This window comes from Alistipes putredinis DSM 17216, assembly GCF_000154465.1.
Lineage (GTDB): Bacteria > Bacteroidota > Bacteroidia > Bacteroidales > Rikenellaceae > Alistipes > Alistipes putredinis.
The window spans coordinates 129,235-148,433 of record NZ_DS499580.1 but is presented as its reverse complement, the minus strand read 5'-3'; the positions used below and the strand labels follow the sequence as shown (position 1 = coordinate 148,433).

18 protein-coding genes are annotated in these 19,199 nt (G+C 48.8%); 13 read left to right on the top strand and 5 right to left on the bottom strand.

The genetic code is table 11. From position 1 onward, the window contains the following. Positions 1–6: 6 nt before the first annotated feature. The 4 genes from ALIPUT_RS09455 to ALIPUT_RS09440 all read left to right on the top strand — a co-directional run bounded on the left by ALIPUT_RS09455 (position 7) and on the right by ALIPUT_RS09440 (position 4,317). Positions 7–909 carry an RteC domain-containing protein gene (locus ALIPUT_RS09455; RefSeq protein WP_004329676.1) on the top strand — a complete coding sequence of 301 codons (903 nt, stop codon included), beginning with the start codon at positions 7–9 and terminating at the stop codon, positions 907–909. Positions 910–1,013: 104 nt separating this feature from the next. Then, positions 1,014–1,373, top strand: a complete 360-nt coding sequence (locus ALIPUT_RS09450) for a helix-turn-helix domain-containing protein (RefSeq protein ID WP_004329675.1) — start codon at positions 1,014–1,016, stop codon at positions 1,371–1,373. After that, positions 1,336–3,381, top strand: a complete 2,046-nt coding sequence (locus tag ALIPUT_RS09445; RefSeq protein WP_004329674.1) for a bifunctional DNA primase/helicase — start codon at positions 1,336–1,338, stop codon at positions 3,379–3,381. Before ALIPUT_RS09450 ends, ALIPUT_RS09445 begins: the two co-directional genes overlap by 38 nt. Positions 3,382–3,798: 417 nt before the next feature. After that, on the top strand, positions 3,799–4,317 hold the full coding sequence (locus tag ALIPUT_RS09440; protein WP_040293864.1) for a dihydrofolate reductase family protein: 519 nt from the start codon (positions 3,799–3,801) through the stop codon (positions 4,315–4,317). 96 nt (positions 4,318–4,413) lie between these two features. Here ALIPUT_RS09440 and ALIPUT_RS09435 read toward each other — a convergent pair whose 3' ends face one another. After that, the gene (locus ALIPUT_RS09435) at positions 4,414–6,501 is read right to left on the bottom strand and encodes a type IA DNA topoisomerase (protein WP_004329672.1); all 2,088 of its coding nucleotides are present in this window, start codon (positions 6,499–6,501) and stop codon (positions 4,414–4,416) included. 26 nt (positions 6,502–6,527) lie between these two features. Beyond that, a complete protein-coding gene (locus ALIPUT_RS09430; RefSeq protein ID WP_004329671.1) occupies positions 6,528–7,832 on the bottom strand; it encodes a DUF3945 domain-containing protein in 1,305 nt (434 codons plus the stop codon). 638 nt (positions 7,833–8,470) lie between these two features. Between ALIPUT_RS09430 and ALIPUT_RS09425 the strand changes: the two genes are divergently transcribed. From ALIPUT_RS09425 to ALIPUT_RS09395, 5 genes are all read left to right on the top strand, one after another. After that, the gene (locus tag ALIPUT_RS09425; RefSeq protein WP_004329670.1) at positions 8,471–8,671 is read left to right on the top strand and encodes a hypothetical protein; all 201 of its coding nucleotides are present in this window, start codon (positions 8,471–8,473) and stop codon (positions 8,669–8,671) included. Between the two features lie 33 nt (positions 8,672–8,704). After that, positions 8,705–9,331, top strand: a complete 627-nt coding sequence (locus ALIPUT_RS09420; RefSeq protein ID WP_004313266.1) for a Crp/Fnr family transcriptional regulator — start codon at positions 8,705–8,707, stop codon at positions 9,329–9,331. A 153-nt stretch (positions 9,332–9,484) separates the two neighbouring features. Further along, positions 9,485–9,895 carry a hypothetical protein gene (locus ALIPUT_RS09415; protein ID WP_004313267.1) on the top strand — a complete coding sequence of 137 codons (411 nt, stop codon included), beginning with the start codon at positions 9,485–9,487 and terminating at the stop codon, positions 9,893–9,895. Positions 9,896–10,861: 966 nt separating this feature from the next. Further along, positions 10,862–11,563: a DUF6088 family protein gene (locus tag ALIPUT_RS09400; RefSeq protein ID WP_004313269.1), complete on the top strand. Its 702-nt coding sequence runs from the start codon at positions 10,862–10,864 to the stop codon at positions 11,561–11,563. A gap of 9 nt (positions 11,564–11,572) precedes the next feature. Next, positions 11,573–12,589, top strand: coding sequence for a nucleotidyl transferase AbiEii/AbiGii toxin family protein (locus ALIPUT_RS09395; RefSeq protein WP_004329667.1), 1,017 nt, complete (start codon positions 11,573–11,575; stop codon positions 12,587–12,589). Positions 12,590–12,634: 45 nt separating this feature from the next. Here the strand turns inward: ALIPUT_RS09395 and mobC are convergent, their stop codons facing one another. From mobC to mobA, 3 genes are read right to left on the bottom strand one after another with little or no spacing between them, the layout of a single operon-like run. Next, positions 12,635–14,644 carry a conjugal transfer protein MobC gene (mobC, locus tag ALIPUT_RS09390; protein WP_004329666.1) on the bottom strand — a complete coding sequence of 670 codons (2,010 nt, stop codon included), beginning with the start codon at positions 14,642–14,644 and terminating at the stop codon, positions 12,635–12,637. Between the two features lie 18 nt (positions 14,645–14,662). Then, positions 14,663–15,910, bottom strand: a complete 1,248-nt coding sequence (mobB, locus tag ALIPUT_RS09385) for a conjugal transfer protein MobB (RefSeq protein ID WP_004329665.1) — start codon at positions 15,908–15,910, stop codon at positions 14,663–14,665. Continuing rightward, on the bottom strand, positions 15,895–16,317 hold the full coding sequence (mobA, locus tag ALIPUT_RS09380; protein WP_004329664.1) for a conjugal transfer protein MobA: 423 nt from the start codon (positions 16,315–16,317) through the stop codon (positions 15,895–15,897). Before mobA ends, mobB begins: the two co-directional genes overlap by 16 nt. Positions 16,318–16,882: 565 nt before the next feature. Here mobA and ALIPUT_RS09375 point away from each other — a divergent pair. The 4 genes from ALIPUT_RS09375 to ALIPUT_RS09360 all read left to right on the top strand — a co-directional run bounded on the left by ALIPUT_RS09375 (position 16,883) and on the right by ALIPUT_RS09360 (position 19,194). Then, positions 16,883–17,665, top strand: coding sequence for a ParA family protein (locus ALIPUT_RS09375; RefSeq protein WP_004329663.1), 783 nt, complete (start codon positions 16,883–16,885; stop codon positions 17,663–17,665). A 1-nt stretch (position 17,666) separates the two neighbouring features. Continuing rightward, the gene (locus tag ALIPUT_RS09370) at positions 17,667–18,068 is read left to right on the top strand and encodes a DUF3408 domain-containing protein (protein WP_004329662.1); all 402 of its coding nucleotides are present in this window, start codon (positions 17,667–17,669) and stop codon (positions 18,066–18,068) included. A gap of 2 nt (positions 18,069–18,070) precedes the next feature. Further along, complete coding sequence (locus ALIPUT_RS09365; RefSeq protein ID WP_004329661.1) at positions 18,071–18,733, top strand: hypothetical protein; 663 nt, start codon at positions 18,071–18,073, stop codon at positions 18,731–18,733. A gap of 164 nt (positions 18,734–18,897) precedes the next feature. Continuing rightward, positions 18,898–19,194, top strand: coding sequence for a DUF4134 domain-containing protein (locus ALIPUT_RS09360; RefSeq protein ID WP_004309970.1), 297 nt, complete (start codon positions 18,898–18,900; stop codon positions 19,192–19,194). Positions 19,195–19,199: the final 5 nt, after the last annotated feature.

The following is a 19,199-nucleotide window of genomic DNA, read 5'->3' as shown; positions in this document are numbered from 1 at the left end:
ATTTTTATGCCCGTAACTTTGTGCTTCATAAAAGATAAGCACAAGGTTATGGAACATAAGATACTGTTGGAAACATACTTCGCCGGACTGCTTCAAAAAGTGGAATGGCAGATACAGGAATACGAGGACACCGCAACGGACACGCTGACGCTCTGCCGCCTGTGCGTGGACTACCTGCAAGAGATACTGGGCGAACTCAAAACCTTTATAATCTCCTACCCGTTCGCCAGCACGGAAGAAGAAATACACTTCTTCAAGGAACTGAAACCGCTTTTAGCGAGCAAAATCATCTATTACAATACCGTTTACAAGATAGAGGTGCGCTTCCCCAGCGGCAGCGAGGACGTGCAGCGGGACTACCTGCTGTCGGAAACCGACCGGATTTCAAAGTCGTTCCAGCGGAACTTGGCGTTCTACCAGTACCACCGCACGAAAGCCACCTACTTGGACAGGCAGTATTTCATGCGTGGGAAGCCTGACATACAAATCATTGTGGACAGTTTCTATTACGAAACAGACCCACAGTTCAGCACCAGTCACGATTTCAAGGTAGCCAAGATTTTAGCCAACGAACTGCTGGAAATATACCTCACCAACCGCCTGCATGAGCTGGAACGCCGGGAACAGCGCAAGCGGGTGAAGAACGGCTTCACGGGAAAGGTGCTGCGCTGGACGGGAACGAAAAGGGCGTTGGTGGAGCTTGTCTACGCACTGCACGCCTGCGGCTGTCTGAACAAGGGAACGGTTGATATTAAGGAGATTGTAGCCTATTTTGAATACGTTTTCGACATCGACCTCGGCGACTTCTACCATACCTACATGGAACTCAAAGCCAAGACCAAAGACCGCACGGGCTTCCTCTCCACCCTGAAAGACAGGTTGCTGCTGCGCATGAGGGAGCAGGATTAGGCAACCGTTCTTTAACAAAATTTATTTCGCCACAGGTGGGTTCGCCTGTGGCGTTTTATTTTTCAGGACACCCGAACTTTGCGGCAAATCAATTAGTTACCATTATGGAAATAATAACATTCGAGTCCAAAGCCTACAAGGAGCTGGACAACAAGATTACCGCCATTGCCGACTACATCTTCAACCACGTGGAAACGGCAAGGCAAAGCGAGGAAGACATGTGGGTGGACAGCTACGAGGTCTGCACGTTCCTGAAAATAAGCGAAAAGACCCTGCAACGCCTGCGGGTGTCGGGGACTATCGCCTATTCCAACATCAGGGGACGCTACTTCTACAAGGTCAGCGAGATACGCCGGATGCTGGAAGAACGCCTGATTAGGAGCAACAAGGAGAACATCGACAACCTGATAACCAACCACCAACTGTATGCTAAGGAAAGAGGAAATCTTAGAAAGGACAAGTAACGGGCTGGCGGTATTCAAACACTACCTGCCCGGCAACTGGCGCATAGGTCGCAACTTCCTTAACCCGCTGTACGAGGACAGCAAGGCTTCCTGCAACATCTACTTCGACCGCCGGGGCGGTATCTACAAGATGAAAGACTTCGGCAACGACAGTTACAGCGGCGACTGCTTCTTCCTCGTGGGGCAGTTAAAGGGGCTGGACTGCAACCGGGCGGCTGACTTCGTGGAGATACTGGAAATCATCGACCGGGATTTGGGCTTGGGGCTGGCTTCCGGCACTCCGGTTTCCGTTCCCCCGGCAACCGTCCGCCGAGCAGTGCCGGACAAACCCGAAGAAACGCCCGAAAAGCCCTACCAGTTCCGGGAACAGAAGTTCCCGCTTGCCGAACTGGTGTACTGGCAACAGTACGGCATCACGCCCGAACTGCTGGAACATTACAAGGTCTGCTCGCTCCGGGAATACAACAGCGAAACGGCAGAGGGCAAACCGTACACCTACACTTCATCGGTGGCAGAACCCATGTACGGCTACAAGGGCAAACAATATATCAAGCTGTACCGTCCGTTCTCCACACCCCGCTTCTTCTATGGCGGCAGCTTCGGCGAAAACTACTGTTTCGGGCTGGAGCAACTGCCCGCCAAAGGTGACACGCTATTCATCACGGGCGGCGAGAAAGACGTGCTTTCACTGGCGGCACACGGTTTTCACGCTATCTGCTTCAACAGCGAAACGGTGACGATACCGCCCACGCTGGTTTATCGGCTGACGTTCCGCTTCAAACACATCGTCCTGCTCTTTGACATGGACAAGACGGGCAGGGAAAGTTCACGTAAGCAGGAAAAGCTATTGGAAGAATTTGGCGTGAAACGCCTGCTACTGCCGCTTCCGGGGACGAAAGAGGAAAAGGACATTTCCGACTATTTCAAAGCCGGGAACACCCGTGAAGATTTCCTGAAACTGTTTATCGAATTTTTAGACAACCTGTATAGCGACACATTGATTATGCTAAAATCGTGCGAGATAGATTTCAACAACCCGCCCGCCAAAGCGCAAGAGATTATTTCGGCGGGTGATGTTCCGTTAGGAACACAAGGCAACCTGTTCGGCATCACCGGGGGCGAGGGAACGGGAAAGAGCAATTATGTAGCCGCAATCGTGGCGGGCTGCATCTGCCCGGCTGGTGCGGAAGTAGATACGCTGGGCATACAGATAACCGCCAACGGCAGGCACAAGGCGGTCTTGCTTTATGACACCGAACAGTCGGAAGTGCAACTGTTCAAGAACGTAAGCAACCTGCTGGCACGTGCCAGACAGCCGGACAAACCCGATGAACTGAAAGCGTTTTGTCTTACCGGCATGTCACGCAAGGAACGCCTGAACGCCATTGTGCAGAGCATGGACAAGTTCTACTACCAGTACGGCGGCATCCAGTTGGTCGTCATTGACGGCATCGCTGACCTCGTAAAGAGTGCCAACGATGAAGCGGAAAGCGTGGCGGTGATAGATGAACTCTACCGACTGGCTGGCATCTACAACACCTGTATTCTTTGTGTGCTGCACTTCGTCCCGAACGGACTAAAGCTGCGTGGGCATTTGGGTAGCGAATTGCAGCGCAAGGCGGCTACAATCCTTTCGATAGAGAAAGACGATGAACCCGCCCAGTCGGTGGTAAAAGCCCTGAAAGTAAGGGACGGAAGCCCGCTGGACGTGCCGCTGATGCTTTTTGCATGGGACAAGGAAGCCGGGATGCACGTTTACAAGGGCGAGAAACCCCGTGAGGAAAAGGAGAAGCGCAAGGAAAGGGAACTGGTGAATGTCGCACGGGACATCTTCGGGCGGCAGACACGCATCACCTACATTGACCTTTGCGAACAGTTGCAGCAGGTCTTGGACATCAAAGAGCGGACGGCAAAGAGCTATATCCGCTTCATGCGGGAACGGGACATCATCACTAAAGACACGGCAAACCAGAGCTGTTTTGTCATCGGTTCATATAATCTTCAATGAAACACAATCCGCCCTTAGGCGCATGGGCGGAACTTGTGTGTTTTTAGGTGCTTGTGTCCTGCCCTGTTGTGAAACACGGCAGGATTTTTTCTGTTTGCAAGGTTATTCGGGTGATTTTAACTACTTTTGCAAAAGTAACATAAGAGAATAACGGCGACTGAACAACACCGGTTGCGATTTCGCCTTTATATAACATATACGTTCGCCGAACGTCCCGATGCGAAAACTGGCACTTTTCAAAATGTGGGGATATTCAGCGCAGGATATGCTATGCCTTGTCATAGCGTGGCTGCACTGTTTCCACATTTGGGTATTGCCAGTACCTCGCATCGAAACAGCGTCATGCCACGCTTTCTTTTTGGACGGGTGGCTGACGTGCCGGACAGTAGGAATTATATCACTTTAATACCTGACAATATGGAACAAATCAAAGCGCACATCGCCGTATCGCTGGACGGGCATACCGCCACACCGGACTATGAACTGGACTGGATGCCCCGTGAGGTCAAGGAACTGGCGGCAAGGGAACACGCCGCCGCAAGCTGCCTGCTTATGGGGGCGAACACCTACAACTACATCTTTGAACACTGGGGCGGGTGGCCGCACAAAAGCAAGCGGTCTTTTGTGGTGTCACACTACGACACCAACGTGACGCCGGACTGCGGCGTGGAGTTCCTGACCGAAGAACCGCTGCAAAGGGTCTATGAACTTAAACAGGAAACCGACATACTGGTGGTGGGCGGTGGTAAGCTGCTTACTTCATTGATTAAAGCCGGGTTGCTGGACATACTGACAATCTACACCGTCCCAGTCATGGCGGGCAAAGGCATCGGCTTTATCGGGGAAACATTCGGCTCACGGTGGAAACTTTCGGAAAGCAGGGTGCTGGATAACGGGGTGGTCTGTTCGACCTACCTGTTTGGCGGGAACGTATAAAAAATGCGCCCGGTTCCCGCCGGGCGCAACCACTAAAATTTCAATTATTATAAGTTGCAAAACCTATCACAATGAAATTTCAGTGGCAAAGATAGGCTATTTCTTCGGTTTCGCTTTCTTTTCGGGGAATGAAAAACCGACATTGAACTGTTCGTCCAGCACCAGCGAAGCATCGAAAACCTTGCCGTTCTTGCCCTTGAAGCCCTTGATTAGCCCGGTCTTGCGTTTCGTCACCAACTCGACAATCTGCTTGTCGGAAAGCTGCTTGTCGCACTTGTTGCGGAATATGGTAAGCGTACAGTCCACGTTGGAACACTTCGCCACTTTCGGGTAGAACAGGATGCGCCCGTTATTGCATTTGGGGCAGGGACAGGTTTCACTGCCCGCAACAGATAATTGTACCGAAAGCAGTTCCGCCGTGATTTGGGCGGCGTACACCTCGATACCCTTTCGGAACGTGTCGGCATCCATGTTTCCCGCTTCTATCTTGGAAAGGGCGGTTTCCCACATACCCGTCATTTCGACATCGGCAATCTTCTTGTCCTTGACAATCCTGTAAACGGCAAGCCCCTTGTCGGTGGGTACAAGGTTCTTCTTCTCACGCACGATGTACTGGCGGGTGAACAGCGTTTCGATAATCGCCGCACGGGTGGCGGGTGTACCTATCCCGGCATCTTTCAAGCTGGCTTTCAGTTCGGCATCCTCCAGTTCCTTGCCTGCGTTTTCCATTGCGGCAAGCAGGCTGCTTTCCGTGTGCAGCGGTTTCGGCTTGGTCTGTTTCTCCAACAGTTCCACGTTGGAAATAGGCAGGTTTTCGCCCTTTTGGAGTGGCGGCAGGCTGGCGGTTTCTTCATCCTCTCCCGTTCCCTGCTCGCTGAATACGGCACGCCACCCGGCTTCTTTCATCACCGACCCTTTCACCGTGAAGTCGGTATCTCCGGCAAACAGCACAGCGGTGGTTACGTCTTTCACGCACCTGCCCGAAAAGGCTTCCAGCATACGCCCGGCTACCAGTTCGTAAACCGCCCGTTCGTCTTTGGAGAGTTCACCGGGCAGGTTTTCAGTCACGATTAAGGCGTGGTGGTCGGTCACTTTGCCGTCATTCACGCTACGGCGGTTCAGCGTTACGCCGTTCAATCCGGCGGCATATCCGGCAAAGCGGGGGTACTGCCCCAGCATGGCGACACGTTCCGGCATTTCATCGAAAACGTCCTCCGGGATATAGCGGCTCCCGGTTCGGGGGTATGACATCACTTTCTTTTCGTACAGGCTTTGCGCTATGGAAAGGGTCTTGTCCGCCGAAAAGTTCAGTTTCGTGTTCGCTTCCTTTTGCAGCGTGGTAAGGTCGTACAAAAGGGGCGGTTCTTGGCTGGTTTCTTTCCTTTCAACGGACTTCACCGCAAGCTGCCCGGCATCCTTTACCCGTTGCAGGGCGGCTATGGCTTCGGGCTGCTGCTCCCACTTGGCGGTAGATTGGGCGGTGAAACTGATTCTACCGCTGGCGGTATCGGCTTTGAGTTGCCAAAACTTGGTCGGGACAAAGTTCTTGTTTTCCAAATAGCGGCTGCATATCATCACGAGCGTGGGTGTCTGCACCCTGCCCAGCGAGAACACGCCCTGCCCGGCTGCCACGCTCAACGCTTGGGTGGCATTTATACCTATCAGCCAGTCGGCTTCGCTGCGGGACTTGGCAGAAAGGTAGAGGTTATCGTAACGCTCTCCCGGCTGCAAGTTATCCAGCCCCTCACGGATTGCCCTGTCGGTAAGGCTGCTTATCCACAGGCGTACAAAGGGCTTGGTACAACCTAAATAGTTATAGATATAGCGGTGTATCAATTCGCCCTCACGCCCGGCATCGGTGGCTACAATAATCTTGTCGCACTGGTCGAATACCTCTTTAATCACTTTCAACTGTTTCAACACGCCGGGGTCTGCCTTGTAGCCTTTCTCGGCTTTCACCTGACGGGGGATTAGCTGGAAATCGGGCGGCAGTATGGGCAGGCTCTCCCTGCGGAAGTTCGCCACGCCGTAGGCTTCCGGCATGGCAAGCTGGATTAAGTGGCCGAACGCCCATGTCACCATATACCCGTTGCCGGAAAGATAACCGTCATTCTTCTGTGTCGCCCCGATGATGCGGGCGATGTCTTTTGCCACGCTGGGCTTCTCTGCTATCAATGCAATCATAATTCTTTACTTTTTAAGGGTGGGTACTACATTTTCATTCCTTTGGACTTTTTGGGCTTGTCCGCTTTCTGGCTCTTGTCTTGCGCCTTGTCCTGCTTCTCTTTCTGCTTGGCGGTAGGCTTTTGCTGCCCCTGTTTCAACGGCTCTTTGCCCTGCTTGGTGGCTTCGTTGGTCTTGCCCTCTGTATTGACCGCTACCTGTGTCCGGCTCTCGGCGGTGGGGGTAACGTCTTTCGGCTGCACCTTGTCGGGGGATTTGCCCTGTGCGCCGGACTGCACATGACCGTTGAACTCAACGCCCTGCCCGTCCTTTAGCCCGGCTACCTGCTGCTGTCCCTGCTGTAAGAACTGGACGGCGGCACGGGGCAGGAACTCCAAGCCACGCTCCACTGCGCTGACCTGTAGATAGGCACTGCGCTTCGTGCCGTCCCTGAATTGCAGGTTTTCCATTTTGACCGCTTGCCCGGCTTCAAAGGCAGTTTTCTGTTCCGGGCTGACTTTCACGTTACAGATTGTATCGGGGCATTTCCATTTGTCTGCCCGCATGTATTCCAGTTCGTGCGTGTACCTGTCCCGGCTGACGAACACGGGGATTTGTTCGCCGCTTTTCGGGTCTTTGATTTGTGCGATGCCGCCCAAGTTGCCAGTACCCTGCAAGTTGCCCTGTTCCTGCTTGGTGAAGTCGTGTTCATGGAACGGGCGTTGCAACAGCTTTTCATCCTGCTGTACGCCGTGCAGCTTGGGTACTACCGTACCGTCCTTTGCCTGATAGAAAGAGAGCTTGACATCGGTAGGTTTGAGGTAAAAGCCGCCTACCGTCCCCGAAACGGTGTAGGTGTTGCGGGACTTGTAGCCACGCATCACCCGGTCGAAGTCTTTCGTGTTTTTCAGGGTGTCGGCGGTAATGCCGACTTTTTTCAGGTTCTCCCAGTCGATTTTTGCCGGGTCGAAGCGGTAGCCCTGCTTGAACTCGTGGAAGTCGGGCTTCGGCACTCGAAGCATTTCAGCCCGCTTGTCGCCCTCCGGTGTAGGGTTGCGGTGGTTGTCCTCGATTGCCTTTGCCTGCTGTTCTGCTTCGGATGCCTTTACGCTGAAAAGTTCCAGCCCGGAAGTGTCCTGAAACTTGCGGAAGAAATTGGAAAGGAAGTTGCTGAACACATCGCTGTTCTTGTCCACCTGCATGAACTCGCCGCCGTGTGTCGGCGGCACGGTCTGCAAATTGCCCTCCTTGTCAATACCCTTGACGGCACTCACCTTGCCCTGCTGTTTATCCAAGACCAGCAGCACGTCTTTTTCCTGCCCCTCTGCGGGCGGGGTCATTCTGTTTGCCATAAATAATTGGAATTTTAGTGGTTACGGGAATAGTCCCGCCCAAAGATAGCCACTAAATATGCTATATTTGGATAGGCAGAAAAGAGTGTCCGCATTTGTCCTGCGCTGTCCCGATTTGTCCGGGTGGATGAAATTCTGCGGTTAATGGTTGCAGAATTGGAAACGGGCATAAAAAAGAGAGCGAAGTTAACCACTCTCTTTCAATGAACCCTTTGTGAACCCTTTAATAGATTAGCGGGGAACGCTGTTTGAGCATTATCGCGCTTCGTTAGTAATCTGTTATTGCACTTGTTTCAAATCCCCGATAGATTGGGGGACATTTCTATGTAAGGAATAGTTTTTAGAATATGGATGTTATCTATTGCTTCTTTACCACCCAATGCCAATGCCGGTACAAGCCATGGAAATCATAGGGAAATAAAATAATTCATCGTCCTTATTATCAATCACTTGAATATTTCTTATTTTTCTCTATTTTTGCCATATTTTACCCATTTTCTGTTATTCAGCATACTTTTAGTACACTTTGAAATATCATTTTCTTTTGTACCTTTGCATCCGCAGAAAACAAAAGAAAATCAACTATTTAGTGTAATTACTCGGTTACAGTATCAAAATCGGGATAAAACCTCTAAACAATGGCAAAGTTAGAAAATAAAACGAAAGAAAACCCCAATCTGAAGCAAAATAAGCTCTCGGACGGTAGAATAGGCTTTTACTTAGAGTATTATTTCTTCCTCAAATTATTAAAAGTAATACTGGCAAAAAGAAATACCCTTTATTCTTTTCGCCAGTACCTATATCTTGCAGTCAACAGAAAAAAGTTTAGTACGGTTTGAATATATAGACAAAAAACAGACTAAACTCCAAACATGGAAATTCAGATATTTTTTATACATTTCTCTTATATACAAATGATAGCCGAATTCAATTCATATATGAGTAACATAGACATAGACTTCTTCAAGGAGTTGTGTCTGAAACATGGAGAGTTACGACATTATAAAAAGAATGAGTTTATTCTCCATGAAGGTGATGCTTGTTCTTTCTTCGGGTTTATCTTGTCAGGCGTAGTCAAATACAGTTGCACCAACCGGACAGAAAACAAGCTGTATAATGTCGGTTTTTCCTTTCCAAATGAATTTATAGCCGATTATCCCACTTGCTTATATGGCATGAAATCAGAATTGAATATACAGGCGATAATCCCGTGCGAGATTTACATCTGTTCTTCTGCATTCTTACAGCAAAAATTCAAGGAAAATAACGAAAACCAACGGATAGCCCGTATCGCAGCCGAACAGATGTTTTTCCAATCATATTCACGTTATTTGGATTTATTCAGATTCACACCGGAAGAGCGTTACCTCCAACTTTTAAAAAAATGCCCTGCAATCCTCCAAATGGTATCACTAAAAGAAATAGCATCCTACCTCAAAATTACACCCGTACACATGAGCCGAATCAGACGCAAGCAAAGCTTTGACAACAAAAAATAAACATAGGTTTAGAAATTTACATTCATAACAATATTCCAAGAGTATCTTAATCTGCCAAAGGATTCTTCTTTTTATCTTTGTCTTATCTTTGGTTGGTTCAACGAAGAGACAAAATAAAGATTGAATGAGTTAAACAAGAGATTAAAAGAGAATATGAAAACAAAAGAAATTCTTGGAATACTTATGCTATTCCTCTGTACATTCAGCTTTATAAGCTGCGACGATGATAATGAACAGACAAATGAATTAACCCCCGAAGCACTTTATCAGACTTCATGGCGTGGAACAGGGCATTGTGAAGCTTGGGCAGTACAAAATATGGGGGTCGGTATGCAATTTGTAGATACTCGGAAAGGGAAAGTAAATTGGGAAGGTTACGATGAAATTGATATTACTTATACAATAGAAGGGAAATATATCACATTTAATAGTAATGCTTTATATTTGGGTGGAGCCCCTTGGGTTATCAAAAGCTATACCCAAAAACATATAACCATTATACAGAATGAAATTAGTCCAGATAAAGAGAAAGTAGCTACAATTGAATTAGAAAAAATAGATTAAACTGAATCATGGGAACATTAGGTTGCATAAATGTATGTTACAACAGAACAAAGAGAACCGTGAGATTCGCAAATTGAGCAAAGAAAGGATGAAAGAACATCATAAATACCTTGTAAACAAAGGAAAAAATACAGATTCATCTAAAATTCCTTTATGTGCTATTATCGGGCTGGTCTATAGGATGAAATACAAGGAAAAGAGATTCACCTTGTTCTCTTGTATAGGATTGTTTATTGGGATAGGATGAGCAATTTATATGCTGCTAATAAGGTCAATATAAATCAAAGTAATATGAAACTGAAATATATATTGAATACTATACTATTTGTTTTGGCATTATCTTTTTTGTCTATGTGTATATTTAAGACTACAGAGTTAAGTTTAAAATGTATGCAATTTGCTGTATCTATCTCCTGTATAGGAGCAATGTTTTCTACAAAAAGGTATAGATACATATTTGCATCTATTGCTTTAATCATTATAGGAATATCTTTTTTACTTTAAATGTCCATAATAACGATAATAATTTGATTGTTGCTAATGGTATAATAATAAGTCCAGTCCAAAGATAGCAACTAAAGACGGGGGCAAGGGATGCCCGAATTTGTCCTGCGGTGCTTGAAATTATACGGGTGCGGTAAATCTCCAACTGTTGGTCGGAGATTTAAAACGGGTACAGAACGAAGTTAATCGCTCGCTTTAGATGAGCTATTTGTGAGCCATTTGTGAAGCGTTTCCTATTTTGTCAATAAGATAAGAATGAACGATATATACATAATCAAGGCTGAAATATAGCTTATTTTGGAGCGTTTGTGAAGCGTTTGACAAGCCTTTAATTATGTTCCTTATTCTCCTATTATCAAGTGACACGACAGAAAGAAAACATCTTCGACAAAATATTTGTTATGTTTTTGCATGTAATTACATATTATACTATCTTTGCAGATAGAAACAAAGTACATAAATATGGCTTCATTCAGGAAAGAGATACTTGGGCAGATTGAACGGATAGATACCGGGCGTATATTCACGTTCCGGGATTTGTCGTTTGAAACGGAAAAGACCGCTAATGTTGCGGTGCTGCTCTCCGAACAGAGCCGCAAAGGGGTACTGGTACGGGTTGAAAAGGGTGCGTACTACCGCCCCAAGAAATCGGTCTTAGGATTGGGGAAGCTGCCCGTCTATCAGGATGAACAGTTTCGTTATCTTACCGAAAAACTGAACGGCTATATTACGGGGGCTTACGTCTATAACAAAATGGGGCTGACCGAACAGGTCGCCACAACCATAACGATAGCCACTCCCTATCCGGTGCGCCGTTTCCGTTTCAAGAACTTGGATATAGAGTGTGTGAAAGCCTATTGCACGGACTACTCGGATGAAAGCCTTGTACCGTACTTGCGACTGCTCGATGCGATAAAGGACATGAAGCGCATACCCGGAACAACCGGGCAGGACATCTACAACCGGGTCAAGAACCAATATTTCAACGGATATAGTCTGCCGGAACTGGAGAAAATCGTATCTTTGGCGAAAAGTTACCCGCCACGTGTCAGAAAGACTGTTGCAGATATACTGGGCGACATCAGACAAACCGTGTTGCAAACGGAAATGGCAAAGACCATTCTTCCCACGACACGGTTCAATTTGGATTATAAAACGGCATAAGATAGAGATATGGATTTACATTCGGATAAGGAAGCGTTCAAGGAAATCATCGCACTGGCGGCTGAACAGTTCAGCTACGAGCAGTCGCACGTGGAAAAGGATTACTGGGTATCGAAGATACTGCGGGATATTTCTCTGTCCGAATATGCCAATAAGACCTACTTCAAGGGTGGCACTTCGCTTTCCAAAGCCTACGGGCTGATAGAACGTTTCTCGGAAGATTTGGACTTGTTCGTGTTCACGGGTGATAAAAGTGCGTCCAAGCAGGCGGAAAAAACATTGAACAAGAAACTTTCCAAACACATCGCCGAACTTAACAGCGACATATACAAGGATGATTTGTCGGAAACGGGCGGCAACTACCGCAAGCTGTATTTCTCGTATGAAAATGTATTTCAAGGCGTGGGATTGAAAGAACATTTGGAAGTGGAAATAAAGTCCTGCGACCTGCCGGACAAACAACAAATGTTCTACCCTGCGGACAAACAGACAATCAAACCGATTGTGACTGCTTTTCTTGAAAGCATCGGGCAAGAGGAACTGATAAGTACCTACGGGCTGGAAAGTTTTGAAGTGCAGTGCATCAACCCCCGAAAGACTATCTGCGACAAGATTTCAAGGCTGGTAAAGTTATCCTACAACGAGGATGCCGCCGCACTATTGGCAAAGCATATCCGTGACGTTTACGACTTGTCGGCACTCTACCACAATCAGGAATACAATGACTACTTATATTCGGAAGATTTCTTGGATGCCATGTACCGGGTAACAATAGAGGACGGACTAAACAAAAACTCCCGTTCGCACTTGTCACTGGCTGATGCACCGATATTCAAGGATGCCGAAGCGGTCATGGCGTTGCCCGAAGTGGCTACGGCGTACACTACCGATTTGAAGAAGCTGACTTTTGACAAAAGCAGGATGCCGCCGATAGGCAAGGCGGTGGAAGCATTGAAGAACCTACACGAAATACTGGTGCGTTTTGAAGCCTACCGCACCCAAAAGCAAAATGAAGAACAACCGTAAAGCTACATCGGCTGTTCTTCACTCCATACATTATATTATATACAGCTATTCTTCCTCTTTTATCAAATGGCATAGCTCCGGGTCGTTCTTAATCCGGGTTATCTCGTCCTCGACAATCTGCCGGACTTCCTGCCGGATGCGGTCGTAGTTGGCTTGTATCTCTTCCTGCATCCGGTCGTTGCCGTCCTTGTCGATGAAGTCGATTATTTGCGGAAGTTTCACGTAGCGGGCGGTTTCCCGCTTCACCTTTTCATTGTCCACCACGATTTCACAGTGGAAAATCTTCTGCTCTATCCGTTCATCGAAGTTGTCCGCTACCGCCCCCACGAACATGCCTTGCGTGAGGTTGGATATTTTACTGGCGGGTATCAGGCTGTCCATTTGGGTGCTTATCGAGGTGGACTTCTCCCGCTGGTTTATCGTCATGCTCTGCCGTTTCTGCAACACCTTTCCGAAACGCTCCGACAGTATTTTTGCCGTTTCACCGACTACCTGACCGCTGAACACGTTACCCACAGTATTTTGGATTACTTTGCTTTCCTTGTCCCCGTAGTCACGGGTAAGCTGGCTGTAATCCTGAAAGCCCAGCAGAACCGCCACTTTGTTGCTTCGGGCGGTTGCAATCAGATTGTCAAGCCCACGAAAATATATGGTCGGTAGTTCATCTATTATCACCGAACTTTTAAGCTGACCTTTCTTGTTTATCAGCTTCACGATACGGGAATTATACAGCCCCAGTGCCGCCGAATAGATGTTCTGACGGTCGGGGTTGTTGCCGACAACCAAGATTTTAGGCTCTGCCGGGTTGTTGATGTCCAGTGAAAAATCATCGCCCGTCATTACCCAGTAAAGTGCCGGGCTTATCATCCTTGAAAGCGGGATTTTCGCACTGGCTATTTGCCCCTGTAACTGTTCGACCGCCGAACTCTCCCAAGCATCCACGAATGGAGAAAGGTAGTTTTCCAGTTCGGGATAGCTGCGCAAAATCGTGAAAACATCGGCGTATTTCTTGTTCAGCAGTTCTATGGCATGGGGAAACGTGCAATACTTACCGCCCTGATAGATGCGCAAATACCAAATTATAGCCGCCAAAAGGATAATCGGACTTTCCACGAAAAAATCACCCTGTTTGCTTATCCAACTGCGATTAAGGTTAAGCATAATCGTATAACTGGCTTCGTAGGCATCCGCAATGTCCGACATGAAGCTGGCGTTTATCGGGTTGCATCGGTGGCTCTTGCGTGGGTCATCAAAATTAATAACGTAAAACTTCGGCTTCACCTTGTAACCGTCCAAATGGTTAAGCAAATGATTATAAGCGATTTCTGAAAGGTCAGGGAACTTATAATCATAACAATATAAGGCAAAACCTTTCTCTATCTGCTGTTTAATGTAGCTATTTACCACCGCATAAGACTTACCACTGCCCGGTGTTCCCAATACAAGGCTGGCACGGAACGGATTTACAACATTTATCCAGCCGCTATTCCATTTCTTGTTATAATAAAACCGGGTCGGCAAATTTACGGAATATTCGTTTTCGATAAGTCTTGTTTCCTGTATGAAACTTTCGTTCTCGGTATTAAAGACATCATCCATAAGGTTGTTCTTCAACAGGCGGGACATCCACGTACCCGCCATGAGCATACAGATGTAACCCGCCGACAGCGTGGCGATATAAAATACCGTACCTGCCGTGTGTGGCAGGGGAAGTTCCAGCATCCACCAGTTCAGGAAAAACAGCACCACACCCGCCGCAAGGCTACAATGTATCTTCGTCCACGTTATTTTTTCCTCTTTCACGCCCTTAGTGCCAATGCACGACAGGGCGAGGAACACCACCGAAAATAGTTTTGTCCATAAGATAGACGAGAACAGCCCGGTAGTGCGCTGGAAGTTCCACAGTATCTTGTCTATCACTTCAAAGGTCACTCCCCACTCTTTCAGGGTGGAGTAACAGAACCAGTACACGTTTATTCCCACGAATAAAATACTGACAGCCCGCATAAAGTCCATGACCCTTGCAAGCCCTCTCAAATCATCTTCTTGCTGCATAATTGTATATTTTTTTAGTTAGTCAATGCGCCTTGTGCGCTTCTTTTTCTTCTTTCTCTTTTGGCGGGCGGTGTCCTGCGGCTCGTCACCGCCTGATGCACCGCCGCCCAGCAAACCGCCGAAAGCACCCAGCACGGAAGCCACGCCCGAAACGATGTCGGCTTTCGGCGTGAAGCCCGGCTGTTCTTGATGCGTGGATTGTTCCCGCTGTATATCCGTTTTTCTTTCATCGGAATACAGGTCGTTGAACACGTTCGCCGAATACTCCTTGCCCAAGCGAGAACCGTTCAGCACCACCCGGCTGTCGTGGTCGATGAACGTAACGCCATAGATGCGCCCGCTGTCGTTCTGACGGAATACCACGTCAATGCCCTGTTTCTTTAGCTGCTGTTCCAATTCCTTGCGGCTACGGGCAGTCTGCATGGCAGTGGCGACAATCTTCCGGGTGCGTTCTTTCAGTTTCCCGTTCTTGATTGCCTCGCCCGATTTCTCCATTCTGCGCTGTACCGCTTCATAGCCCACCGACTTGCCGATGCGGGAAGCCTTTACCGGGTTACCCACCTTTTCGCCCTTGTCATTGGCAGTGGAATAGACAATGCCTTGATAGGGTTTGCCGTTTACCTCGCCTTTGACTTCCTCGGCGCATATATTATAGGTGGCAAGCAACGCCTTGTACTCCCCGAATGAATGGAAGCGGTAGCCATAGCAAGCCGCTTTCACGGTGTTGCCGATTTGGTGCTTCACGTCCCCGGCGGTGTAGTCCACCTTTTTAAGTTCCGGGCGTTCCGTCCTCGCTTTCCTCTCTGCCGGGTGCAGGTTGTATTTCTTTTCCAGTTCACGGGTGATTTGCTTGCTGCGCCGATGCTCAAACCTGTCATTCAGCGGTCTGCCGTTCTCGTCCACCCGCAACCCTACGATATGGATATGGTGGCGGTCGATGTCTGTGTGCTTGTACACCAAATAAGGCTGGTCGCCGTAGCCCAACTTCTGCATATACTCCCGTGCGATGTCGGAAAGCTGCTGGTCGGTCAGCACGTCTTCCGGGTGCGGGTTTATGGAAATATGCAGTATCGGCTTCTTGGTGGATAGCTGGACGGGCATCTGCATTTCGAAGCTGCGCATACACTCGCCGATAGAGAAATTCCCGTCCTCGCTTAACAGCATCCGGTTGGAGAAAAGCACCTTTGCTTCCTCGCTGTCCACTTTGTTTTGGTTGTATGCCAGTGCGCCGAACATATTGCCGCCCGTGCTTATTTTGGCAACCATAGTTCCTTGCACTCGTTTGTCAGGTCGATAACCTGACGGTTCAACATAGCCAGTTCGGTGGTCACTTTCTCCAGTTTATAGAGAAAAGCCAGTGCCTTTTTCTCCGAAAAGTTACTGTGCAACGCCTTTACAACTTGGTTGTAATTGACCGCAACCGCCCGGAACTGGGCGTAAAATTCAGTCAGCCGGGCGCAGTATTCTACCGCCGACTTGTCCACTTTCACCACCCGGAACGGTTCGCCGAACAGCCGGGCAGCGATGAAACGGGACTTGCTCGTAACGCCAGACTGCTCCCACTGCGAGAGGAAGCGGGCGTTCTCCCGGTCATTCAGGTAAAGGACATGGCGGTGCTTCGCCGGGTCTGCGAGGGCGGGGCGACCGCCCTTGTTGGTTCTTCTTGTTTCCATACTTCTTTGAATTAAAAAATTACGACTTCGGAGTGATTTTTACCCCCGCAAGGGGCAAGGCGTTTTCAGGCACGGAAAACGGTTTTGTATGCTACAAAACACACCTTGCTATTTTCTGACGAAAATCGAAATCCGTCACGGACGGATTGGGGTTAGCGTGGAACGGTAAGCCCTGCCGCTCACCAGCCCGGTTTTACACCTGCGCCCCCTGCGGTTCGTTACTCCGCTGCAAAGTAACGGTGATTTATAATGCTGTAAAATAGGCGGTTGGTGGACAAAATGGGACAGCGCAGGACAAATCGGGACAAGGTTTTCAGGGGACGTTTTTTCTCCCTTTTTTTGCATCGGATTTCAAGATTGAAAGCAAGATTGAAAGAAATATTCCAATCAGGAAAGAATGATTGAAAGCAGGATTTCAAGAAAGCAGGATTGCAGGACTTCAATATTTCAAGAAAGAATGAAAGCAGGAAAGCAAGATTGAAATAAAACAATCTTTCAATATTTCAAGATTGCAACATGGAAAGAATGAATGATTGAAAGCAATAAATAAATCTATCAACCAATAATGAACGGAAGCAATATGGAAAACGAGAAAACACCCCTTTATGTCGCCTTTTCCACACAAAAGGGCGGGGTCGGCAAAACCACCTTTACCGTGCTGGCGGCGAGTTACCTCTACTACCTCAAAGGCTACGATGTGGCGGTGGTCGATTGCGACTATCCCCAACACTCCATTGCCGGGATGCGCAAGCGGGATGCCGAGCAGGTCGGGGCGGATGAAGATTACAAGCGCATGGCGTATGAACAGTTTACCCGGCTGGGGAAGAAAGCCTATCCGGTATTGTGCAGTTCACCCGAAAAGGCGATTGCAACGGCTGACGAACATATAGCCGCCGGACACGTGCCGGATATAGTGTTTTTCGACCTGCCCGGCACGGTGAATAGCAAGGGCGTGATAAACTCCCTTGCGGGCATGGACTACATTTTCACCCCCATTTCAGCCGACAAGGTGGTGCTGGAAAGCAGCCTGTCGTTCGCAATGGCTATCCAAAAGCTATTGGTGAGGAATGAAGCCTGCCGACTTGCCGGGCTGTACCTCTTTTGGAACATGGTGGACGGACGGGAGAAAACAGACCTTTACACCGCCTATGACAAGACCATTAAGGAACTGGAACTGCCGCTGATGAAAACCTTTATCCCCGATACCAAACGCTACAAAAAGGAACTGGTGGCGGATAAAAAGGCGGTGTTCCGCTCCACGCTCTTTCCCGCCAGCCGCCCGCTGGTAAGGGGAAGCAACTTGGAAGAACTGATAACCGAAATAGTGTACTACATCAAATTAAAATGATATGGCAAAACAAAGCGGCGGGATGCCGAAGATAGACGAGGATTTCATGAAAGAGCTTATATCGCAGGGTGTTCCCAGTAAACAAGATAATAATAAGACGAATGATGTACCGCAAGAAACACAAACAGAAACGGTGCAAGTAGAGAAACCGACACCCCGCAAGCGCAAGGGCGGTTCAGGCAACTACCGGGAAACCTACTTTCAGAAAGTGGAACTGGCAGACCGACAGCCCTTGTACGTGAGCCGTACCACGCACGAGAAGCTGATGCGTATCGTGACGGTGATAGGCGGGCGCAAGGTGACGGTAAGCAGCTACGTGGAAAACATTCTGCTGCGGCACTTCGAGCAGTACCAAGACGAGATAAACACCCTGTACGAAAGCCACTTCCAAAAGCCTGTCTGACTATGGTTATCTATTGCATACTTACCGGGTTTTTGGTGTACTATATCGCCCTATGGCTGTGGTATCGCTACACGGACAGCCGGACATCACCGGGCAGAACGGATGATGCGCCACTCCCACGAAACGAGGTTTCGGGCTACACGCTGATAGGTGAAAGCCGATACAAGGGCGGACTAATCGGGACAGCGCAGGACAAATCGGGACACCTCCAGCAAGCGGCTGAAAATGATACTATTTTTGCGCCGCAGGCTGACGGACAGCCGGAAGAAAACATTCCGGAAGCAGTAGCCGAAGCGGAAGAAACGCCCGGTTACGAGAATGACGAACCCGACTACGAGGACGAGGAAATAGCCGGGTACATGGACGGTGACGATGATACCGGGCGGGCTACGGGCGTGAGCTTTGACGAACTGGGCGAAGCGGTACGCACGGCGAACGCCGACAACCCCACCGAAACGGAGAAACGGCAAGCAGCCGGGACACTGGCAAGCATTGAGGGGACGAACCTCTACGATGCGGTGGTGGAGAACATCAACGGCGGGCTGGCAAAGGTGGCGGAACTGCTGGGACGCAACGAAGGGGAACTGGCTACGGCTGCTGTCCCTGCCGAAGCTGGCAATACAAGCAAGGAACACGAAGCGTTCGACATGAACGATTTCCTATAATATAATAACGTGTAACAATATGAAGCAACGTGACTACGGTTGATTGGCAACCTGAAAACCAAACAGACAAACGGGACTATCCCCGACCACTAAAATTTCAAATTATTCACCAGCCGGGAAAGGCGGACTTCCCACCCGCCGCCCGGCATTAAAAACAAATCACAATGAGAAAGAAAATCTTTTTGTCGGCGGCTATCCTTGCCGCTGCGGTAAGTGCCTACGCACAGGGCAACGGGCAGGCGGGCATCACCGAAGCCACGAACCTAATCACCGGGTATTTCGACCCCGGAACAAAACTGGTGTACGCAATCGGGGCGGTCTGCGGCTTGATTGGCGGGGTAAAAGTATATAACAAATTTTCGAGCGGCGACCCCGACACCTCAAAGACCGCCGCCAGTTGGTTCGGGGCGTGCATCTTTTTAATTGTTGCCGCCACTATCCTGCGGTCGTTCTTCCTCTAAACCAG